17 protein-coding genes are annotated in these 18,865 nt (G+C 42.3%); 3 read left to right on the top strand and 14 right to left on the bottom strand.

Annotated elements, in window-relative coordinates; genetic code table 11:
* Positions 1-38: 38 nt before the first annotated feature.
* The 12 genes from L1076_RS00170 to L1076_RS00115 all read right to left on the bottom strand — a co-directional run bounded on the left by L1076_RS00170 (position 39) and on the right by L1076_RS00115 (position 10,215).
* Positions 39-449 (bottom strand): hypothetical protein, encoded by a 411-nt coding sequence (locus tag L1076_RS00170; RefSeq protein WP_104038066.1) that lies wholly within the window; start codon positions 447-449, stop codon positions 39-41.
* A gap of 99 nt (positions 450-548) precedes the next feature.
* Complete coding sequence (locus tag L1076_RS00165) at positions 549-1,040, bottom strand: hypothetical protein (RefSeq protein ID WP_237302893.1); 492 nt, start codon at positions 1,038-1,040, stop codon at positions 549-551.
* Between the two features lie 9 nt (positions 1,041-1,049).
* Positions 1,050-1,622: a hypothetical protein gene (locus tag L1076_RS00160; protein ID WP_104038074.1), complete on the bottom strand. Its 573-nt coding sequence runs from the start codon at positions 1,620-1,622 to the stop codon at positions 1,050-1,052.
* 357 nt (positions 1,623-1,979) lie between these two features.
* Entirely contained in the window at positions 1,980-2,396 is a 417-nt protein-coding gene (locus tag L1076_RS00155; RefSeq protein ID WP_130546334.1) for a hypothetical protein, read from the bottom strand.
* Positions 2,397-2,446: 50 nt separating this feature from the next.
* On the bottom strand, positions 2,447-3,016 hold the full coding sequence (locus tag L1076_RS00150; protein WP_053304698.1) for a hypothetical protein: 570 nt from the start codon (positions 3,014-3,016) through the stop codon (positions 2,447-2,449).
* On the bottom strand, positions 3,013-3,819 hold the full coding sequence (locus tag L1076_RS00145) for an AHH domain-containing protein (RefSeq protein ID WP_104038420.1): 807 nt from the start codon (positions 3,817-3,819) through the stop codon (positions 3,013-3,015). Before L1076_RS00145 ends, L1076_RS00150 begins: the two co-directional genes overlap by 4 nt.
* Positions 3,820-3,833: 14 nt before the next feature.
* Positions 3,834-5,321 (bottom strand): PAAR-like domain-containing protein, encoded by a 1,488-nt coding sequence (locus L1076_RS00140; RefSeq protein ID WP_237302892.1) that lies wholly within the window; start codon positions 5,319-5,321, stop codon positions 3,834-3,836.
* A 149-nt stretch (positions 5,322-5,470) separates the two neighbouring features.
* The gene (gene icmH, locus L1076_RS00135; protein ID WP_038867806.1) at positions 5,471-6,262 is read right to left on the bottom strand and encodes a type IVB secretion system protein IcmH/DotU; all 792 of its coding nucleotides are present in this window, start codon (positions 6,260-6,262) and stop codon (positions 5,471-5,473) included.
* Complete coding sequence (gene tssK / locus L1076_RS00130; protein ID WP_038867808.1) at positions 6,259-7,584, bottom strand: type VI secretion system baseplate subunit TssK; 1,326 nt, start codon at positions 7,582-7,584, stop codon at positions 6,259-6,261. The genes icmH and tssK overlap by 4 nt, the downstream gene beginning before the upstream one ends.
* Positions 7,585-7,595: 11 nt before the next feature.
* Positions 7,596-8,096: a type VI secretion system lipoprotein TssJ gene (gene tssJ / locus L1076_RS00125; protein ID WP_081094945.1), complete on the bottom strand. Its 501-nt coding sequence runs from the start codon at positions 8,094-8,096 to the stop codon at positions 7,596-7,598.
* Entirely contained in the window at positions 8,089-9,606 is a 1,518-nt protein-coding gene (locus L1076_RS00120; RefSeq protein WP_102387302.1) for an FHA domain-containing protein, read from the bottom strand. The genes tssJ and L1076_RS00120 overlap by 8 nt, the downstream gene beginning before the upstream one ends.
* 9 nt (positions 9,607-9,615) lie before the next feature.
* Positions 9,616-10,215, bottom strand: a complete 600-nt coding sequence (locus tag L1076_RS00115) for a hypothetical protein (RefSeq protein WP_038867814.1) — start codon at positions 10,213-10,215, stop codon at positions 9,616-9,618.
* A 622-nt stretch (positions 10,216-10,837) separates the two neighbouring features.
* On the opposite strand from L1076_RS00115, the gene L1076_RS00110 reads away from it, so the two are divergent.
* The 3 genes from L1076_RS00110 to L1076_RS00100 are packed head-to-tail and all read left to right on the top strand — an operon-like array spanning position 10,838 to position 16,045.
* Complete coding sequence (locus tag L1076_RS00110; RefSeq protein ID WP_045419582.1) at positions 10,838-12,142, top strand: type VI secretion system ImpA family N-terminal domain-containing protein; 1,305 nt, start codon at positions 10,838-10,840, stop codon at positions 12,140-12,142.
* Positions 12,143-12,170: 28 nt separating this feature from the next.
* Positions 12,171-15,560 (top strand): type VI secretion system membrane subunit TssM, encoded by a 3,390-nt coding sequence (tssM, locus tag L1076_RS00105; RefSeq protein ID WP_237302891.1) that lies wholly within the window; start codon positions 12,171-12,173, stop codon positions 15,558-15,560.
* A gap of 32 nt (positions 15,561-15,592) precedes the next feature.
* On the top strand, positions 15,593-16,045 hold the full coding sequence (locus L1076_RS00100) for an Lrp/AsnC family transcriptional regulator (RefSeq protein ID WP_009705245.1): 453 nt from the start codon (positions 15,593-15,595) through the stop codon (positions 16,043-16,045).
* A 67-nt stretch (positions 16,046-16,112) separates the two neighbouring features.
* Here the strand turns inward: L1076_RS00100 and tssG are convergent, their stop codons facing one another.
* Both tssG and tssF read right to left on the bottom strand, forming a co-directional pair.
* Positions 16,113-17,111 (bottom strand): type VI secretion system baseplate subunit TssG, encoded by a 999-nt coding sequence (gene tssG / locus L1076_RS00095; RefSeq protein ID WP_237302890.1) that lies wholly within the window; start codon positions 17,109-17,111, stop codon positions 16,113-16,115.
* The gene (tssF, locus tag L1076_RS00090; protein WP_042601595.1) at positions 17,108-18,856 is read right to left on the bottom strand and encodes a type VI secretion system baseplate subunit TssF; all 1,749 of its coding nucleotides are present in this window, start codon (positions 18,854-18,856) and stop codon (positions 17,108-17,110) included. Before tssF ends, tssG begins: the two co-directional genes overlap by 4 nt.
* Between the last annotated feature and the right edge of the window lie 9 nt (positions 18,857-18,865).

Below are 18,865 nucleotides of genomic sequence, written 5' to 3'. Positions count from 1 at the left end.
AGAGTAAAAGCGCCGAAAGGCGCTTTAATAAAAACGTTTTAATTCCAAACGGGCTCGCCGTGCTCTTCACAGCGTTTTTTATCATAGTATTCAATATGCCCACCTTTACCGACAAACTGTGCCTGCACTACCATTCCTGCATCCACAAACTCTCGGAAATAGTCGCATGACACATGAAAACTGCTGTCCTGAATGACTACAGGTACCCATTCGTAACCGCCGCTACGAGGTAAGTAAGACTTGAATACAATGATCCCGTCGTCAGAAACTTCAATCGCTTGGTCATATTCATTAAGTTTGTAGAAACGCTGCCCATCAAGTTCGGCTTTCGCATGTTCAATAGTTTCTTGAGTTGCCGTAGAAGTTAACGTTTGATTCGGCATTGTTTGACAGCCGACGACCGATGTTGCCGCCGCCAACAGCAAAGTTAATTTCGTTGTTCTATTCATTATTTCCTAACCACTGTGGATTCATTAGCCACGTTCACATCTTTTATTTGTTAGAGTTGTATCCGATTGAATAAAAGAAAAAGCGCCTTTCGGCGCTTATTATACATCTCTTACCCAAACGTCTTTGACGTCTTTTTTTAGAAGGTCAATCACACTTTGGTGAATAAAAACTAAGCCAAAATCTTCTTCTAGTTTAAATATTAATCGTTCCTCTAAGGGAATATTTTCTAATTTAGAGAAATCAAACTCTGTTGACTCGATATCTAACCAGTTCAACTTACCGTATTGTTTTTCTTTATCCGTCAATTTATAAGTTTGATGGATGTAAGGCATACGATAATCTTCATAAACTTTAATTTCATCATCAGATGCTTGGCTTGGAGAACAATCCACGCGAGCGTCTAACCACTCTACTCCGTGTACAACCAGTTTCTCTACTTCTGATGCAATATCACTGATGATAAATAGCTTCGGAGAAAAGGTCATTTCAAGCAGTAAGTCAGGCTCTACGGGTACTATTGGTTTAGGGGTTTGCTGGAATGGGAAGTTAGTTAAGTTTTGCTTTGTTAAAATAATATAGTCTTCTTTCATTATTTTCCCCTAAAATTTAGGTGCACGCATAGATGTATTCTTCTTCATTTTCCTAACTAGAGAAAATCTTGAATCATTACTAATCAAATCATAGATTTCTGGAGCGAAAAATACTGCAGTATCAGCTCCTTTAGCCCTATAAACCACCCGTTTATGGAAGGGGATCTTTAAAATTTTCTCTGGGCTTAGAAACAATCGGTGGACGATTAGGTCCCCATTGTTTGGTGATACTTCTACAACACTTCGTTCAAAGTCGACAACATCTTGAATGTTATTCAGAGCTAGTATGTATCGATCGGTGATGACTCCATCTTTAGTCGATAGTGATGCTGGATAAAACTCTACACCATAAGGATCAAAGCTCATTACAAGATCTGCAAATTCTTTAGTAACACATATGTCACCATTATCCGAAATGGGGTGAACCATGGAGGAAGTTACATTTTTATCCTCCCATCTTATTGGACTCTCCGAACTCGTTGGGTGAAAATTATCTGTACTATATAGAAATTCACGATCATCCACACATTGGAATGCCGTTGGACTTCTCATATAGTCCTCAGAGATTACCGAAAACTCCATCTTATACCTCTTTATTGTTTGGTAATTATCTTGCTTTGCTCTCTTACACTCATAAGGCGATATTACTAGTGAAGGAATTAAAAACACATCAATAATCTTCTGTAGGAGCAAACCTTTTTACAAGCGGAATTGGCTGATTAGGATATGTAAATACGTTGGATGGAACCGAATAAGAGAATTCATCCGGAAAATCATAAAGTGGTGTTTCAACAATTTCTCTAGCAAAGTAATAATCGCTCATTTACAACTTCTGACGTTCTTATTTTATTCTTGTTCTTTAATTCAACAGGCATCAGCGGTGCTTCAATCGTAGTATTAAAGAAAAAGCGCCATGAGACGCTTTTCAATGCTGGCAGTCTAATAACGGCCATATGGAGCCGTGGTATCATACCATACATCGACACATCCAGCTGACTTCAAGTCTTTAACGAAGTTCTCACTAATATATAATTCATTATTCTCGTTAAAAACAAAAGCATATTTTTCTTCTACTTCTAAATCTGTCAGGGTTGGGAATTGTAAAAGTTCAATTGTTTTATAATCATCAAACTGTCTATCATAATCGTCAGGATTACTACCAAAATCAAAATGACTATCCCAAGTATCTTTTCCTTCTAACCAAAATTCATTTAACTTTTCTAAAATTTCTTCCCAAATTACGAATCGGATAGTATTGTCAAAAATAATAAACAAGTCAGGGTTAGAAAAAACCATACCTGGTCTTTTTTCTGGTAGAATATTGCTTAAATTTTCTTTAATAAACTTAATATACATATTACTTTAGGATTGTTATTTACATAAAAGTCATTTAAATTTAATTTCATCTATCTAAAGTCTGAATAGCCGTCTGCCGGTATAAATTCCACACCGACTAGCTTAGAATTTTTTATTTTTTCAACTAAACTTTTATGGAAAAAAACACACTTCAACCAACCAGGATCTATCACTATCTGTCTTCTATCTACTGGTATAGTCTGAATTAGTTTTTCATCTAATATAAGATTAAGAATACCACTAATCATCTCATCACCATTAGAATCCTTTCGGTACCTCTTGATCTTACTTTCAGATCTATCAATCAACTTAATCTCGTTGACAACTTGTAGCATAAGAAAATCATGTTCGCCTTTATCATGAAGTTTAATATCGACCCAATTAACCCCAAAAATGTTATTAAAATCTAATTTCGAAAATTCATTTTTCTTAATCGAGAAATTTGGCATTTCAAGTATATCTGGGATTTCATAATCATCTTGTGGAAGAAATTCGACTATCAAGGGAACAGGTGCTTTAGGGTAAGTAAAACTCGTTAAGGGCACGGAATCGATGTATTCATCTGGAAAACAATAAATTGGGGAATTGACACACTCTCTTGCAAAAAAATATTCACTCATTTTCCAACCTCAAGTTTTCTAGGTTTCATAGTCTTACCTTTTACATTCTTTATATTGTGTTTTTCTTCCGGTAGCTTGGAAGATCTACTTGGGCATGCGCTTCTTGATTTACTCTTGCTTTCTATATTACTCTCGCCTGCACAACCTATGTCACTTGCCGGAGAGTAATCATGACCAAAAGTCGAAATTGTATATAAAAAGCTATCTAAACACACTAAAACGTCTTCAGAGACGTCGTCTAAATCAGACTGAAAGTGCCTTTTATTCCCTGATTTGCAATAATAGCCTCTTCTTGCACTTTCTTTTACACCTTTAATATCTCGATTAACTGACTTTATATACTTTATATCATCCAGCCGCAACTTAGATGCTACGGGGTCAGGAACCTTTGTTACCGGAATTGATGTAAGTTCACCACTTTCAGGATCTGAACTTGTTTCCCAAAACTGTTCTTGCTCGGTCTTGAAGTCCAAACCTCCACCATGGCCAGACTTATGGACGTGTGTATTGACTTGACAAGCGATATCCGTTTTGGAAGGGAACATTACCCCATTTTTCCAGGTGTTTATATCATACTCATACGCTTCTCTGTATTTTTTCCAGTCTGGAGTATCTAAGTTTTTAGTTGTTATGATGTGGTGAGCCTGAAGTCCGAACTGTCCGTCATCCCCCTTCAAACGTCCATCCGCCCATAAATGTTCATTGAAGCCAGACTTATAGTGCTTAGATTTAATTGCTTTTGCTAAAGCAGGCCCTGAACCTTTTACAAGACTGTGTGTTTTTACGATTGAGTTTTTAGCCATGATGGTATTGACCTCTAATAAGCATCACATTTTTCTGGTTTTTTCTTACAAACAGGACAGATAAACTCCTTTTTGTCTTTGTCCTCATTCGCCTTTGCAGAGTTCTTCCCTGACTGAGCAGATTCACCGGTATTATGTTTTACTTTTGCTGGGTAAGTTTTCTCGCCCTTACCTAAGATACGAGCAAAAAGATCATCAAACTCACCCATCGCTTCTTTAAGCTTGTCCGGCACCATCTTATCGATGATTTTCACTTCATCCGCTAGCTTCAAGAAATACGCACCAAGCTCATCTGCGCCCATTCTGTTTGCATATGAAGCCAACTCGGTTGCCACTTCAATACAAGGTTTTAGAACATCGCTAACAATCTGGCTGGTTTGTTTCGCGTAATCCACCCAATCTAACGTGCGCAAGAACTTTTCTGGATCGCCTTTACCCATGCCTCTTAAAACGGCCAGCAAAGTGTCCTTTGAAGTTCCTTTCCCGCCTTTTAGCGCAACTTTACACGTGCCCTTAACCGCACTACCAAATGTAGGAACGCAGCCGACAAGGGTAAGTGAAAGCGCTAACCAGTTTTCGGGCTTATCGCGCTCTTCTTCACTCAGCAAAGTCATAATGTTCGCAGATAAATCGCGTACGTCAGCAGCTTGGTCGACAACAGGGATCATGGTCAAAGCAGTATTGGCGATGATCTGCTCAACGGAAGCATCATCGTTGAAATCACCAAGAATCACGCCCCAAATCCAACTAGCGGCACCAGACATTCGCGTCCAAGCGTTTTCCCAGAAGCCAACCTCGCCTTTCTTTGTTTCTTCAATGATCAGTTGAGCGTTCGCACTCGGATTAAAGTTCGGATTGGTCTTAGTTGGAACATTCGGCATAAAGTCGCGACTGTCCTCACCATACTCTATGGCAAACTCACCCGGAGCAACACCACCAACCGATGCTTTACCGTTGCTGTCTAATGTTCCTTCAAATACGGCGCCAGATTGATCTGTGAGAGTATAAGTTGCGCCTTGAACGGGTTCACCGTCTGAGTAAGAGAGGTACAAATCAACCGTATAAGTCCCTTCCTGCTCTTCCGTAACAGATACGGATGGGTTTTGAGCGCCGCCAAGACACATGGTATTGGCTTTATTCATGGTCATTTGATCGGATAGGCGACATACGCCCTTGCCTTCAAACTTAACCGTTGGTGAGGCTGAAATGAATTTTGCTTCGGCTTCTATGGTGCCGGATGCAACGCCTTTTTTATCACCGCCCGCATCACCGGTACTTTTTGAGAACGTACTGCCTTTGATCGCGACACTGTTGCCACCATCCATAGAGATAGTCGTGGTGCCACCAGCAAGGTCTGTTGATTTAGCATTGTTGCCATAAGGGATAGGAACGATCGGCTTACCGACCTTCGTTAAACAAACATCTGGGAGCGTTGCATTCGCTTCACCACCTGAGCCTTTATGAACTATTGAAAGTCCATTTGCACCAACTGTTACGCCCATAACCAATCCATTTGAATTTTGTTGATTGAATAATAAAAGAGATCGCATATTGCAATCTCTCTAAATGACTAGTGAATTTCACTAAACCGCTAGTGACATTCACGATAAAGTTTAAAACTGGCAGAAGATCTCAATTTGAGATCTTCTGGTTATTGATACATTTCCAACAACTTTTGAAACTTAAGGTCGATCACCATGTAGGTCGCGACATACATGACCGCAAAGGTGATCGCGCTCACCCCTAAAATCAGCTTGGGTGAAATCACCCTTTTTAACGGCTTCTTGAGGTATTTGGCTTTAAGGTTGACTAAAGATACTTTCTCTTGCTCGGCTAAACGTTCATCACGCACGAGTCGATAGATAGTGCTGCCGATTTCCGCGAGTTTTTCGTTGCCTCGCTCTTCGCGTCCGTACTTACCTTGGAAGCCAAGTTGAAGCAGTAAATAGAGGAACTCGATGACGTGTCGGTACTTGCGAGGGTCTGCTTTTAAGCGCTCCAAAATCACGAAGAACTTGTCACCACCAGAGGTTTCGTTATGGAACTCAGACAACAAACTGTTCTGGCTCCAATGACTGTTTGCTCCCCACTCCTGACGACAGACAGATTCATCTATTGCTGCGCACAAGCAGTAACGGATAACCAAAATGGATGCGCGATCCAATTCCATTTCGTTGAGCTTACGTTCGCCCTTTCTGATCTCACGAGCCACTTGTTCACGAAACGGCATTGGGTCATCAAGCCAAGGAATCGACGACATACAAGACAGACTCGCGATCAACCAAGAAAATTGGTCGACTAACGGGTTGATACCCATACTCTCGATGTTGAGGTCTTGAACGGCGATATTGCGCGACAAATCAGGCGCTGGCATCACCTCCATCGGTTTGCCAGGCTCTGGTTGAAATAGAACGACGGTTACATCGGTTTCTGCATAACTCATAGACGTACTGCCCAAAGTTGCAATGACAAGTTAGCGAAATCACCCGCGACATGAATCGCAATCGCCGCTGTGTTTTTCAGTGCTGACCACTCTTCGCCCGTCTTATCGAGTTCGAAATAGGTGTAACCTGCATGGTAAGGCAGCGCACGAGGTACAACTGGCATTGGTTTGATCTCGATACCTGGTAACTGCAGGTTAATCAGATCACGAATATTATCGATAGAACCAATCTTCGTTTGGCTCACAAACTGGGTATGTAAGATATCCAGCGTAACATCGGCTTTAACGGCAAGAATAAAGGTCGTAGTATCGATGATCTTGCTGTCTGGGATTGCTGCTGTTCGAATGCCGTAATTCTGATCTTTCAGTGTCAGTGGCATTGCTCGTTGCTCAGACATCACACTTAACGTCATCTTCGCACTATCAAGTGCACGTGATAGACAACTGGTTAAGTCACCATGATTGTATTTAGTAAACTCAATTGGTCGACGCGTTGCTGAACAAAGCGTTGAAAGCTCACCTTCCGCTTGAAGGAGAATTCGATACAGAGATTCTGGGTGGACCCCTTCTGCACTCGCAAAGTGCCAAAATAACGGCTCGTATCGGTTAAGCGCTTGGAGCAGCATAAAATCAGAAACTGAAGATACGCCTTGCTGGTCGACAACACCTAAGCGCTGAACGATAGACTCTGCGCGGTGTTTCAACATAGAAGCAAATTCAGTCGCGAACTTGTTCAGTACGGTTGAAGCATGAATATCAATACAAGTCGGAATAAAGCTCTCATCTAAGATAACACTGCCATCTGGCTTTACTTCTGAAATTTTTAGGATCGGAATCGATGTGTATGCGCTCTTGTCTTCATGGTCATACATCAAACAGAAGTTAAGCTTACCAACTACGATGTTTGCCATGTCTTCTGAATCATAACAAGCGTCAACCGCTTCTTGAGATTCCATCGTGTAACGCGCGCCGTCTTTCTTCGTTCCGAACAGCTCAGAACGTTCTGACGGTAATGGGCAACAGAGATAAACCACTTTGTCGGCAATCGAAGGGTCAACGTCTTTCACTTCTGGCAATTCTGCCAGCAGTGGCAAATCAAAAGGCGTTCTGTCTTGCAAAATACCTTCTGCCCGAGTGATGCCAATCTTACCCAGCGCGAGTAACTGCGAGTTAATCTCTAAACGCTTAATGCCCCAATGCAGGGGCGAGGCGTTTGAACTCAACATACTAGAAAGTTTACTTTGTGAACGATCGAGTTGCTGAAAGTGCTGCGGCTTCATGAACATTCCATCTTGCCAAACAACTGGATTGTATAAAGACATGCTTTTATTCCTTAAAAGTAAACTTGTTCAATGCCGCGAGTATTATCAGAAATCAACTCACTGCCTTCTAACTTGAGCTTCAGGTAGTACTCGCTCTTCTCTTCAATGACTTCCACTTTTCGCCATGACGATCCATCAATATCACGGAAAGCGACCGAGAAGCCGACAGCGCGTGTAGCTGGATCAAGCGTTAACATCTCATGGATTTTGTCGCCTGGCTGGATTTGATATTCGTAACGCTTGATGTATTCGTCACCCAATGACGCTTTATCGTTCTCAAACAATGCAAAAAAGTCTAGGCTACGGAAAAGTACTGGCGAACTTAGCTCATGAACGCGAAGGATAACTGGCGATGATTGGCCTCCCTCACGTACGTTTAAAACCGACGACGCCTCTATCACTAACTCAATAGAAGAAGTTTCTGGCGTGATGCCTGTTGATTCTTTTAACTGATCCCACATGGAACATCCGGATAGCAATGCAAATCCGAGTAATACAGCGATACTACGCATGGCTTCCCTTAATCGCTTTGTTGTAGTTCTTTTTAATAAGACCTTTCAACGATGTTTCGTTGAACTGACGACGGTTCTTCGCGTAAAACTCCAAATACTCGCCCCAGAGCTTAGATTTAGTTGCAAACATCGATTTGCTTGCTACATCATTTGCAAACGTGACAGGGTCATTCGTTTCTGATTGCTCAATCAGCAACTCATTGAGCGCTTTATTAAAAATAATTTGATGATCATTAAGTTCATCAAGCATCTGTTCGACTAGTTCGTTTGGCGCGAGTAAATTCTGGCTATTTAACGTCAACATGAGCTCGGCAAGATTCGACTCTGCTTGGCTCAGCCCTTCCTCTTCTTTCAAAGATTCCACTTCGTGAAGGTCTTTTTGCAAGTTATCGATACACAAGCGTAAGCACGTACCCATTTGCTTAAACAACAACGCTTCATTACTTATCAAGTCGGGGTTGGTGATACCTAACCCTTCGTAGAATGCTTGGCTAATATCATTATGGGTTTCACTTCCAGCCCCATCGAAAGACGAATTCGATACAAAGCCGACTTTTGTTTCTGACGCTGGCTGCTGAGTTTTATCCTTTATTTGTGAAGAAGGGATAAACGCTTGCGTGACCTCTTCCCATTTTTGTCCAACCGGTTCGCTTTTAGGCGCACTCTGTTGATAGGAAGCATCACCGTTCACCTGATGACTTGGCGAACGGTCACTCATCAATGACTCTTCAGCATTAGACGAAGTCTCTTTACGGTAAAAATCGTCTGGAACTTGCTGCGTGTTTGCTTGGGGCTGTGAATCACTCTTGGTTTGAACAGGCGTTGATTCGTTACTTTTGGTGTCTGTACCCAACCAATCTTCAGGGATCAGGTTAGGCAAATCCAATTCGGAATGAATACTGAAACTGTCGTCTACGATTTGACGCGTGTTTTCGATAGAACTAGGTTGTGGTTCCTGATCTTTTTCTTCGTTTCTGATTAAGTGGTCATCATCGCGTTGCATGGAAAACTTGAGGTGTGCAATAGGGTCGTGGCTATCAACATCGTCTTGTTTTGTTTCCATGAACAAGTCTTCTAATGCGCCTACTTTTTCTTCCTCTTCGACTACCGCCTCTCCTAAGTTGACAAGCGGGTCGTTAGAAACACGCTCAGGAGCAATATCGGCAGCAATGTCTTGTGAAGCAGTAACGTGCTCTAGCGACACGCCAATTTCGTATTGACCCAGAGAAACAATGTCACCGTCGACAATCGATACTGGCTGATTTTTCAGTATCTTGTTGCCATTGACCATGGTGCCATTTGTACTGACATCGCTGATGTAATACGTATCACCGTAAACACTGATCAGACAGTGCGTTCCTGAAATAAAGCGATTGTGATCCGCCAAAGGCAAAGTACAACTGGATGCTCGCCCTACTGAGCCGCCACCTTCCGGCATTTCAATATGCTTCGCACCCGTGTATTCCTCTGGGCATTTCGAAATGAATAGGACTAGCTGATGTAAGCGCATTGCTAAACCTTAAAATAGCAGTGAAACAGAGAGTTCAACGCCACCCAATCCATCATTTACAACAGGAAGAATGTAGGAAGCTTGCGGAATGATTTGAATGTGGGCGTCAGGGTTGCTACCAAGTTTGATTGCGGTACCTAACGTAACGACAGCGCCAAGTTCAAATTGGTCAATGTCTTCGATGGCTTCATAACGGAAACCATCCTGATCGACTTTCCAACGATTTGAATACTGGGAATACCCTAAAGACAGGCCGGCACCAATATAAGGGGTAAAAATACTCCAAGAGCTCAGTGCATATTGAGGCACAACGCGAAACTCATAGTTTGTGACCTCTTCGTAGACGCCATTTGCCGGAGCATCAATGTCTTCTGCGAGATAATTAAAGCCCAACCACCAACGCCAACGGTTGTTGTTTTCATCGATTGGGCGCGTATGCACCAAGCCATAACGTAAAGCCTCTTGATCGCCGCTAGAACCTTCGTCGTAGTCGTGGCTTTCCACCATAAGCATGTTTACTGATCCGCCATATCGTTCCCCTTTCGCTATTGCAAAAGTAGAAAACAGACACATGGCTGAAATCAGCCCCACTTGACTTGGTTTTAGCATTTCGTCCCTCTAGGTAAGCCTTGTAATAATACTTAGAGGCGAAAGATATCAACTCTCTTTTCTTTTTCAATAAGGTAAAAGATAGCGCCATCAAATAAGGCAAAACGCCTATAAATTAAAGCAATATAACTATGGATATATTCATAAAGTCGGCAAGGAAAATTTGAATATATTTGGTTAGATAATGAACTTTACTAATTTAGTTGCTACTTATATTTGGGAACCATCTATAAAACGAGCAAACACATCAGGCTACATTTAATAAGCAAACGCTATTAAAGTGACCACTAAACAAGTTAATCTTAATTTTAATAATACAACACTGCTTCAAATTTAAGACCATTCTCATAATCAATACAAATGATAAAAGCCAATTCGCATCGAATATTCTTACTATAAATGGAATGCACATCACCTTTACAAATGCCAAATAAATCAACACCTGACAGCAAAAATGTGAACGAATGTCACACTAAGTTAAATTACATTGATTTACATATTATTTATTATTCAATTTCTTTCTTTTGCCTATAAAATCCCACAAAAAAAAGATGATAGTGCAGTATTTATATTTTAATCACTGGTTACTGTCTTTATATATACTCAGTTGGAATTAGACATTATGTTTTTCAGCGACTTCACCAGAAGGCCGATCGATGAAAGTAATCCCAGCGGCTCAAACCCTAATGGCTTAGATGATTTTGACGAAATAAAGCGTCAAATAAATAACCTAAATAAGGTCACTGGACGTGTTTCATGGAAGACGGTTCAAACGCTCTCAAAGAAGATTTTAAGTACACAAGGAAAAGACTTTCGCTGTAGTTGCTACTTTACTGTCGCAGCAACGCATAATGAGGGTCTAAAAGGGCTTGTTGAAGGGTTAAACTCTTTACTCGATTTGTGTGTGGTGTATTGGTATACCGCTTATCCAGAGCATTCGAAAGCTAACGCTCGCATGGGCGCTATCGAATGGATGGTTGAAAACACCGAAAGACGCATCAACAAACATAAAGTAAGGCAAGAAGAGTTACCTCTAATTGAGGCTGCTCATCAGCTTTGTTTAAGGATTGAAGAAGAGCTTCGCCTTCACTATGGCATTAAAGCGCCTTCGTTTGGTCGTATTCGTCGTATTTTGAATCAATGGATTGAAGAGCTCAAAGAACAAAAAGCAAAAGAAACCAAAACGATAGAAGCAAAACAGGCGAAACCCGACAGTACAGGCATAAAGGTTGAAATCGCACCACCAGCAAAACCATCAGTAACCAAAACTCAATCCCAAAAGGGCGAAGAGAAAGACGTTGAGAGCTCTAAGTCAAGCAAGGTGATGGTTTACTCGATAATCGGTTTAATGGTGACGGCTTTTGCGTCGCACTTCATTTACAAGCAGCACCAGTACCAAACACTTAAAGGCCAGATTGAACATGCCTCTTTGAGCGAACTCACCACCTTGGTTGATTCACTAAGCGTTAAAAACAAGGAATATCTTACTTCTTTAAGGTCGCCGACGGTCGATCGCCTCGACGTTCTAATGACAGATTGGACGATTGATCCAGTCAAAGTTAGTAAGGTAAATACGATAGATAAGCTCACCAGTGAGTTAACGATACTTTATCCAGATTCGTCATCTGCACAGCAACTTCGAGAGAATTTTTTAGAGCAACGTTCTCGTTTCGAGGCTGAATTCGATGTCATATACAAACGGTTTGCCTATGCTAGGACCGTATTTGCCAATGTCGCAAAGCAGAACTCAGATAAAGATTCAAAGAAAGCGTATGAGTACAGTAATTCACTTTTTCCGCTTCTTGGTCGAATTGAATACGCAGAAAAGAACACCCAGCAAAAGGAAATTGATCGCTCACTCCTTTTACTGAACACCTACCTATATAAGATAAACCAGTTACAAACTGCGGAAACCGACAACAAATAACAATACAAGTAAAAGAAGTTATAGGCTTATGTTCAAACAAAAAATACTCAGAAACCCGATCGTGGTTTCGACCTTTGTGGCACTGTTATTTGCCGCAATACTGGCTGGGGTGTATTTATTCTGGCTTGAAGACGCAGACAAACTTTATCTCTGGGTTGGTCTTGGTGTTATTGCCACTTTCTACCTTATTTTTCAATTCACTTTGTGGTTTAAGAAAAAGAATAACGCTAAGGCTCAACGCCTAGAAACAGAGGAAGAAGCGCTTTCCATGGTGATTCGCCCTCTCCTTTCTAACGCGGGTAAAAAACCAATCTATCTAATGATTGGTAATAAAGGGTCTGGACGACGTCAATTTTTGTTTAATTCCAGTGCAATTAAACCAATGGACAGGACACGCACGGCCAAAAATGACTTCTTCGAATGGTATGAGTCTGACGGTGCGGTGTACATCAAACCTGATCAACGTTTAGTTTTCCAAGAAGTGTCGAGTAGCGATGCTTCACTGTGGAATACGTTCACTAACGAAGTGATTCGTCATCGCCCTAGAAAACCTTTTGCTGGTTGTCTGTTCTTTATCGACTTTGAGTTCCTGATTGTTTCAGAGCCAGAGCAAAAAGATTACACCATGACGGCATTACTCCAACGTATGACATCAATCAGTGAGAAAACATCCTCTGCATTGCCTGTGTATTTGATGATGTCTAAACTGGATAAACTGGATGGCTTTAAAGAGTACATTCATTTCAGTTCACTGAAAACGCGTGTTGAGTTCCTTTCTATACCGTTGAAAGAAGCAAAAGGTGTAATCACCGAGTACTACAAAGACGGTTACCGTAACCTTGTTAAAGTGCTGGAAAGTAACGCTCTGGATTCTTCTGCAAACTCAACTGAGATCGACGAAAAACAGGCAATCCTTTCTTTTCCTAAACAGTTTGAACTGGCTCAGTCTGAGGTTAGCTACATCTTAGAGCGCCTCTGTGAATCGAACAGTGGTGTTTACTCGTTAGACATCCGTGAAATCTTTTTCTGCTCAAGCTTACAAGGCGGTCGTAAATACAATCTGCTGGCGAAGAGTTGCAGCAACTACTTCAACTTACCGATCATTGCCTCTGAGCATACTCAGCTAACAGAAACTCCCTACTTCTCAAGGTTCCTGATTGATTCTCAGATCCTTCCAGAGAGCGATTTTGCGGGTGAGAACAAAACCTACCTACGTTTGATTCAACGACAAAGTCATCTTGCGATGTTTGTGTCTGTTGTCATTCTTGCTGGCGGTGGCTATTTCTTCGTTAAAACACTCGACAGTAACTTACGAGTGATTAACCAGTTGCTTGGTATCGATGACACCGCGCAAGCAGAGCAAGAAGCAAGTTTTAATCAACTGTTAGTCAATGCGACTCGTGCGATTCAGCCGTCTTACAGTGCTTGGTTAGAAGGCTCAAAAGAACTAGATAACGAAGTTCTACCACTGAACATCAGCCGTTTAGATAAAAGCACCAAGATTGCTTACGAGGCACTATTAAAAGAAGTGGCTCAACAACTGATGCCCGTTGTCGAAAAAGGTTACCGCCTACAACTGACTCATAACCAAGATGACTTTAGCCGCTCACTGCCTTTGCTAAAAGGCTACTTGATGCTAAATGACCCGTCTAAACGCGACATTCAATTCTTGCGTCATCAAACATTGGCCATGATGAATGAGCTAAGCAGTCAACCTGATGTAGTAAACCAGGCGATGCGCTATCTAGATGCCTACTTCCGTACTCAGTTTGCTCCTGTCGACATCAGCATGGACATCGTTCGCGCAACTCGACGCTCTTTACTTGCAAACTCAAACGTAGACTTGGTTTACGCTGGCATTTTGAATCAAGCGGATGCGATCGACCTCGGTACGCTTGATCTTCAACGAGCGGTAGGCTTTGAGTTTAACAATGTGTTCAACGAGCCATTAGCCGACAACCGTCTTATCATCGACAAAATCTACACGTCTACTGGTTTTAGCACCTTCTACCGTCCTCGTGTAGATCTAATGTCGCAGCAAGTCATCACTGACAACTGGGTACTTGGCCTTTCAAACCATGTTATCCCAACGAAGACAGAGCAAGATGATTTCAAGACGCAAGTACGTAAGAAATACACAGACGATTACATCAACTACTGGCGAAATGCACTGAGTGAGCTCAAGGTTCAGCATTACAACAACGTTGGGGATCTGACAAACGCGATTGACCTTATTTCAGGCCCTTCATCACCGATGACAACCGTGTTGAAACAAGTGTATGCCAACACACAGTTCTCACCAGTTGGAGAGAAAAACGCACTGATTTCACAAGTTAACCCTAAGTTGTTAGAAGTTGCTGATTCTGCTTCGGAAGCGGTTGAAGAAGCAGTGAAACCAGATTACTTGCTTATGAAGCGTGTAGAACAAGCGTTCCACCTGCTCAACCAATTGCAAGTCAGTGAAACACCGAACTCCCCTACTCCATGGGATGAGACCATTGCCGCATTGAGCCGCGTTCGTACTTACATGAAAGACATTGCTGACGCGCCAGACCCACAAATGGCCGCACTAGCAGCGGCTCAACACCGCATGAACAGCACAGAAGCCGATCCGCTTATCAAACTTAAGCAGATTGCTCAAAAATCACCAGAGCCTGTACGCAGTTGGTTGTTGGATGTTGTCCAACAAAGTTGGTCAGTGATGATTGCAGAATCTTCAAAAGGCATTCAAACCCAATGGTATAGCGAGATTTACACCAAGTTTAAGGAGCTAGGGCTTGGTAAATATCCATTTGATCTTACCGCAACAGAAGAAATTTCAATCGAAGATTTCGAATTGCTGTTTGCATCAGGTGGTTTGTTAGACACCTTTATTCAGAAAAACTTTGCGCCGTTTTACGACACAAACTTATGGACACCAAAGCAGGTAGATGGCGAAACCATGCCTCTGTCACCTGCCCTACTGGTGCAATTGCGTAATTACAATGTGATCCGAGATACATTGATTAATAAGAGCACAAACCGAGTTTATATTCCGTTTAGCGCCAAAGTATTAGACCTTGATTCTAGTGCGATCAGAGCCAGCTTGAAAATCGCTGACACTGACATTAACTACTATCACGGTCCGAGCCGAATTCGTGAGATGGAGTGGCCACCGCAGAATGGTGACTTCAATATTAGTATCACGATACAAGATGTAACCGACGAGGGTAAGCAGCACGTTCTAAATAAGAGTGGTCAGTGGGCGATATACAGATTGCTAGGTGATTCGACCCTGACAAACACTCATAACGGTAGCTTCGTCAGTGACATAAAAGTGTCAGGAAGGGATTTGAGCCTACGTATCACCCCATTGACACAGAAAAACCCATTCACTCTGGCTGAGCTGTATAACTTTACACTTCCAGAGTCGATTTAATAACAATATAAAAACCAGAATAGGCAGAACACATGATTTCTAACATGACTTTACAAGGCTTAGATAAGTTGGATCGCAAAATCCTTTCCAGTCTGTTATCAAACGGACGCGAATCAATTGCGAACCTATCTAGAAACATCGGTTTGTCACGTACTGCTGTTGCAGAAAGAATTAACAGGTTAGAAAAGACGGGGATCATCAAGGGCTATACCGCTCAGATCCGAGTAGAGAACGAAGGTCGAAAGGCGGCAAGTTACCTGCTCATCTCTTGCGAAAAAGGCAAAAAAAATGAAGTAACAAGTGCCTTAAAAGAGATTCCTGAAGTTCGTTTAACCAGTGTTGTTGGTGGTAGCTTCGACATTATTGCTCTTATCGAAGCGCCAGACCTTCAATCAATCCACCACTTGTGTAACGAGATTGAATCATTCAGTGGGATTCAAAAACTTGATACAACGGTGGTTCTGCACCAGCCAATCAGTCGCTAGGCTGAGTTATTTGCTTAATAAGTAAAATAGCTCTCAAACGAAAAAGCCGCTCAATTGAGCGGCTTTCTTATATGCTTCCAATCACGCGAATCTTAGCGTCTTTATCACTAGGGTTACCAAGCCAAAAGGTTTGTCCCAGGCTGTTCCCTTCACCTTTACCGAGATTGTTTTCTGGTATTGAGTCTAAGTTAACCGTTAGCTTGAGGTCCCAAGACATTGGGTCTCGCAAAATAAACCGCATCAGTCCCACCAGTGTATTGTGCAACTCGCCATCATAAGAGAACTTTCTAAACGTCTTAAAATCAATGTTATCGATACAAAGGTTAAACTTACCGTTCAAATCCGAAATGCTTTGCCCTAAGTGCAAACTATGACCTAGCACACAGTTTGCTCGGTTTAGTTTATTACGTTGGCATTCTGCAATCTCTACTCGGCGATGAACCCACTCCTCGATACGGACATTAGGTAAAGAAAAGTAGTGGGCAACAATACCGGAGATAAGCTTAGGCGAGCGCGTACGTGTTGAGAGTTGGTTTACGTAAGAGAGAATTTTCGCCCTATCCAGCTCCGCAACATCGCAATCTTGCATGACACCAGACAAACCAGCTAAATGTAGAATACGCCCTGAGAACGCATCACTTGCACCGCTCTGGTACTGGACGTGATACCGGTATTTCTTCCAGACGCGGTACAGCAAGCTCGTGTAGCGGTTGTGGAAGAAGTCGAAAAAGTCTTTAACTGGGTTGTCTTCTGGATCGCGGCCTGCAAGTTTTTCAGTATAAGATGCAGGCAGTGGCGAACTTGAACCATGTAAGCCGAGAAAATTTGTCTCTACGCGAGAGTATTGCTGTCCATTTCTTTCCATATGAGCGATAAAGTCCATATCGCTCTTGGGAAATGACAAGTTTGGTGAAACACTAAACTCAATGCGCTCTTGATGAAAATACTTGTTTTCACCCACGGCGACAAAGTCAGTTTCTGGTTGCAGTTGGTAATGCTTCTCCAACAACAAAACCGCTTGGTAGAAGCTAAACTCATTCGACTTATCAGAGAGTGTATTAATCATAGAATCGTCTGCTGTCCAATTAGGCTCGTCCAGTTATAGACTTCACCGCTGGCTTCATCAAAAACTTCCAGCTCTGTAAACGAGTTCACACTGGAATACAGTCGAATGAATTCGTTCAATACGTTCGCCATTAAGAACATATCCCCTTCGTTCACAAAGAACTTCGAATTCGTTACGAGCTTAAACTGATTGCCTCTTACTGATACGCCGCGGAACACACGATCAATCGGTTTCATTTCAGAGGAGATAATGCCGTCGAGTCGGTGAATCGACGCTCGGTGAGCTTGTCGGTCAACACGAGAGTGGAAATCATACGTAGACAAAAGCACTTTAAGTACATCGATATTTGCCAACGACAAATAGTTCAGTGACATATTAGCGATAAGTTGCCATTGAAGCTCACCGTTCACTTGCGGGCTGACTGACTGTGTTGGTTTGGTAATGTTTTTAAACGTCGCATACGTCGGCGATTTATGGGTGGCATAGGTAATGTCCCCAACAGACAGGCGCTCAGCTAAGTCTGCATTGCTGCATTGCAGCTTCATCAGGACCGTTTCGGTTCCCAAATCGGCAATGTCGCCATTGTGCGTATGGAATGAGATATAACGCTCAAGGCCACGACCGCTCACTCGTTCGCCTACTTTAGATTTGTAGAACTCACGCTTGTCTCGCTGGTTGATTTGGTGCTCAAACGATTCGAATTCAATTAATGGTTTACGACGACGTTCATCCTTGCTCCAGCTTTCTACCTGTTCAATAGCATACACCTCGTAGTGTTCTTGGCTGTTGCTTTGAGGACGAACTTTGTATTCATTTCGTCGATGTTCTAAACGAATCGGATCACCATCTTTCTCGAACAAGTTAACGGCTGGCGTACAATGTAATCTTAAGTGCTTATCTTTCAAAACCACTTCAGAAGGTAAAGCACGCTTAAAATGGAACTTCACCTTGACTGTACTGCGCTGTGGAATTCCTTTTAGCCATTCTAGACCTTTGATGTCAAAAAACATGAACTTGTCTGGAAGAGAGAAGAATTCTTGCAGTAAGCGATAACCGGCAAACGAGTTTTTGCTGTAAGGCAACAGCGCTTCATCTTCTTCATGCCCAACTGGCACGACATATTCAGGGCCAAGGCGATGTTTGTAGCCACCACCAACATCCAGCTCAACGTAATCTAAATAGCGGAATAACCAAAGAAAAACGGTGCGCGTAATATGAATTTCACCATGAAGGTGAAGACGTAACGTATCTAAACCAATGCGCGAAAGTTCCAAACCATGCTCTGTTGATAACGTTACATCAATCGAAGAGCTTGTGCGGCTGTTGGTTTGTTCAATATTGGTCAGCGTAATCGGGTAAAGGTTGACGTCATAACATGTACGGAATAAACACTGCGTCCCCTCTACCTGCTCGCTCGCCATTTCTGCGCCACGTTTTACCACGGTTTTCTCAGTGACACTACCAGTGTGAGGTTTGAGTTCGCTGATGCACAGAGAAGGAATAGAACGCATATAGTGCGGCCACAGCAACGTCATAAGAGATTGCGTCAGCTCTGGCAACTCATCATCAATCTTTTCGCGAATTCGCCCCGTTAAAAAAGCAAAACCTTCCAGTAGCCGCTCAACGTCTGGATCGAAAGTGCCTTCTGAGAGGAAGTGCGTTAACTTGGGGTGATATTTGGCAAACTCACTACCCGATTCGCGCAAATACGTGAGTTCATCTTGGAAGTATTTACTGTTACTCAAGTGGCACCT

Source organism: Vibrio sp. MMG023, from assembly GCF_021654215.1.
In the GTDB taxonomy this organism is placed as follows: domain Bacteria; phylum Pseudomonadota; class Gammaproteobacteria; order Enterobacterales; family Vibrionaceae; genus Vibrio; species Vibrio jasicida.
Note: the sequence above shows the minus strand (reverse complement) of the source record. Positions and strands in the feature narration are given on the sequence as shown.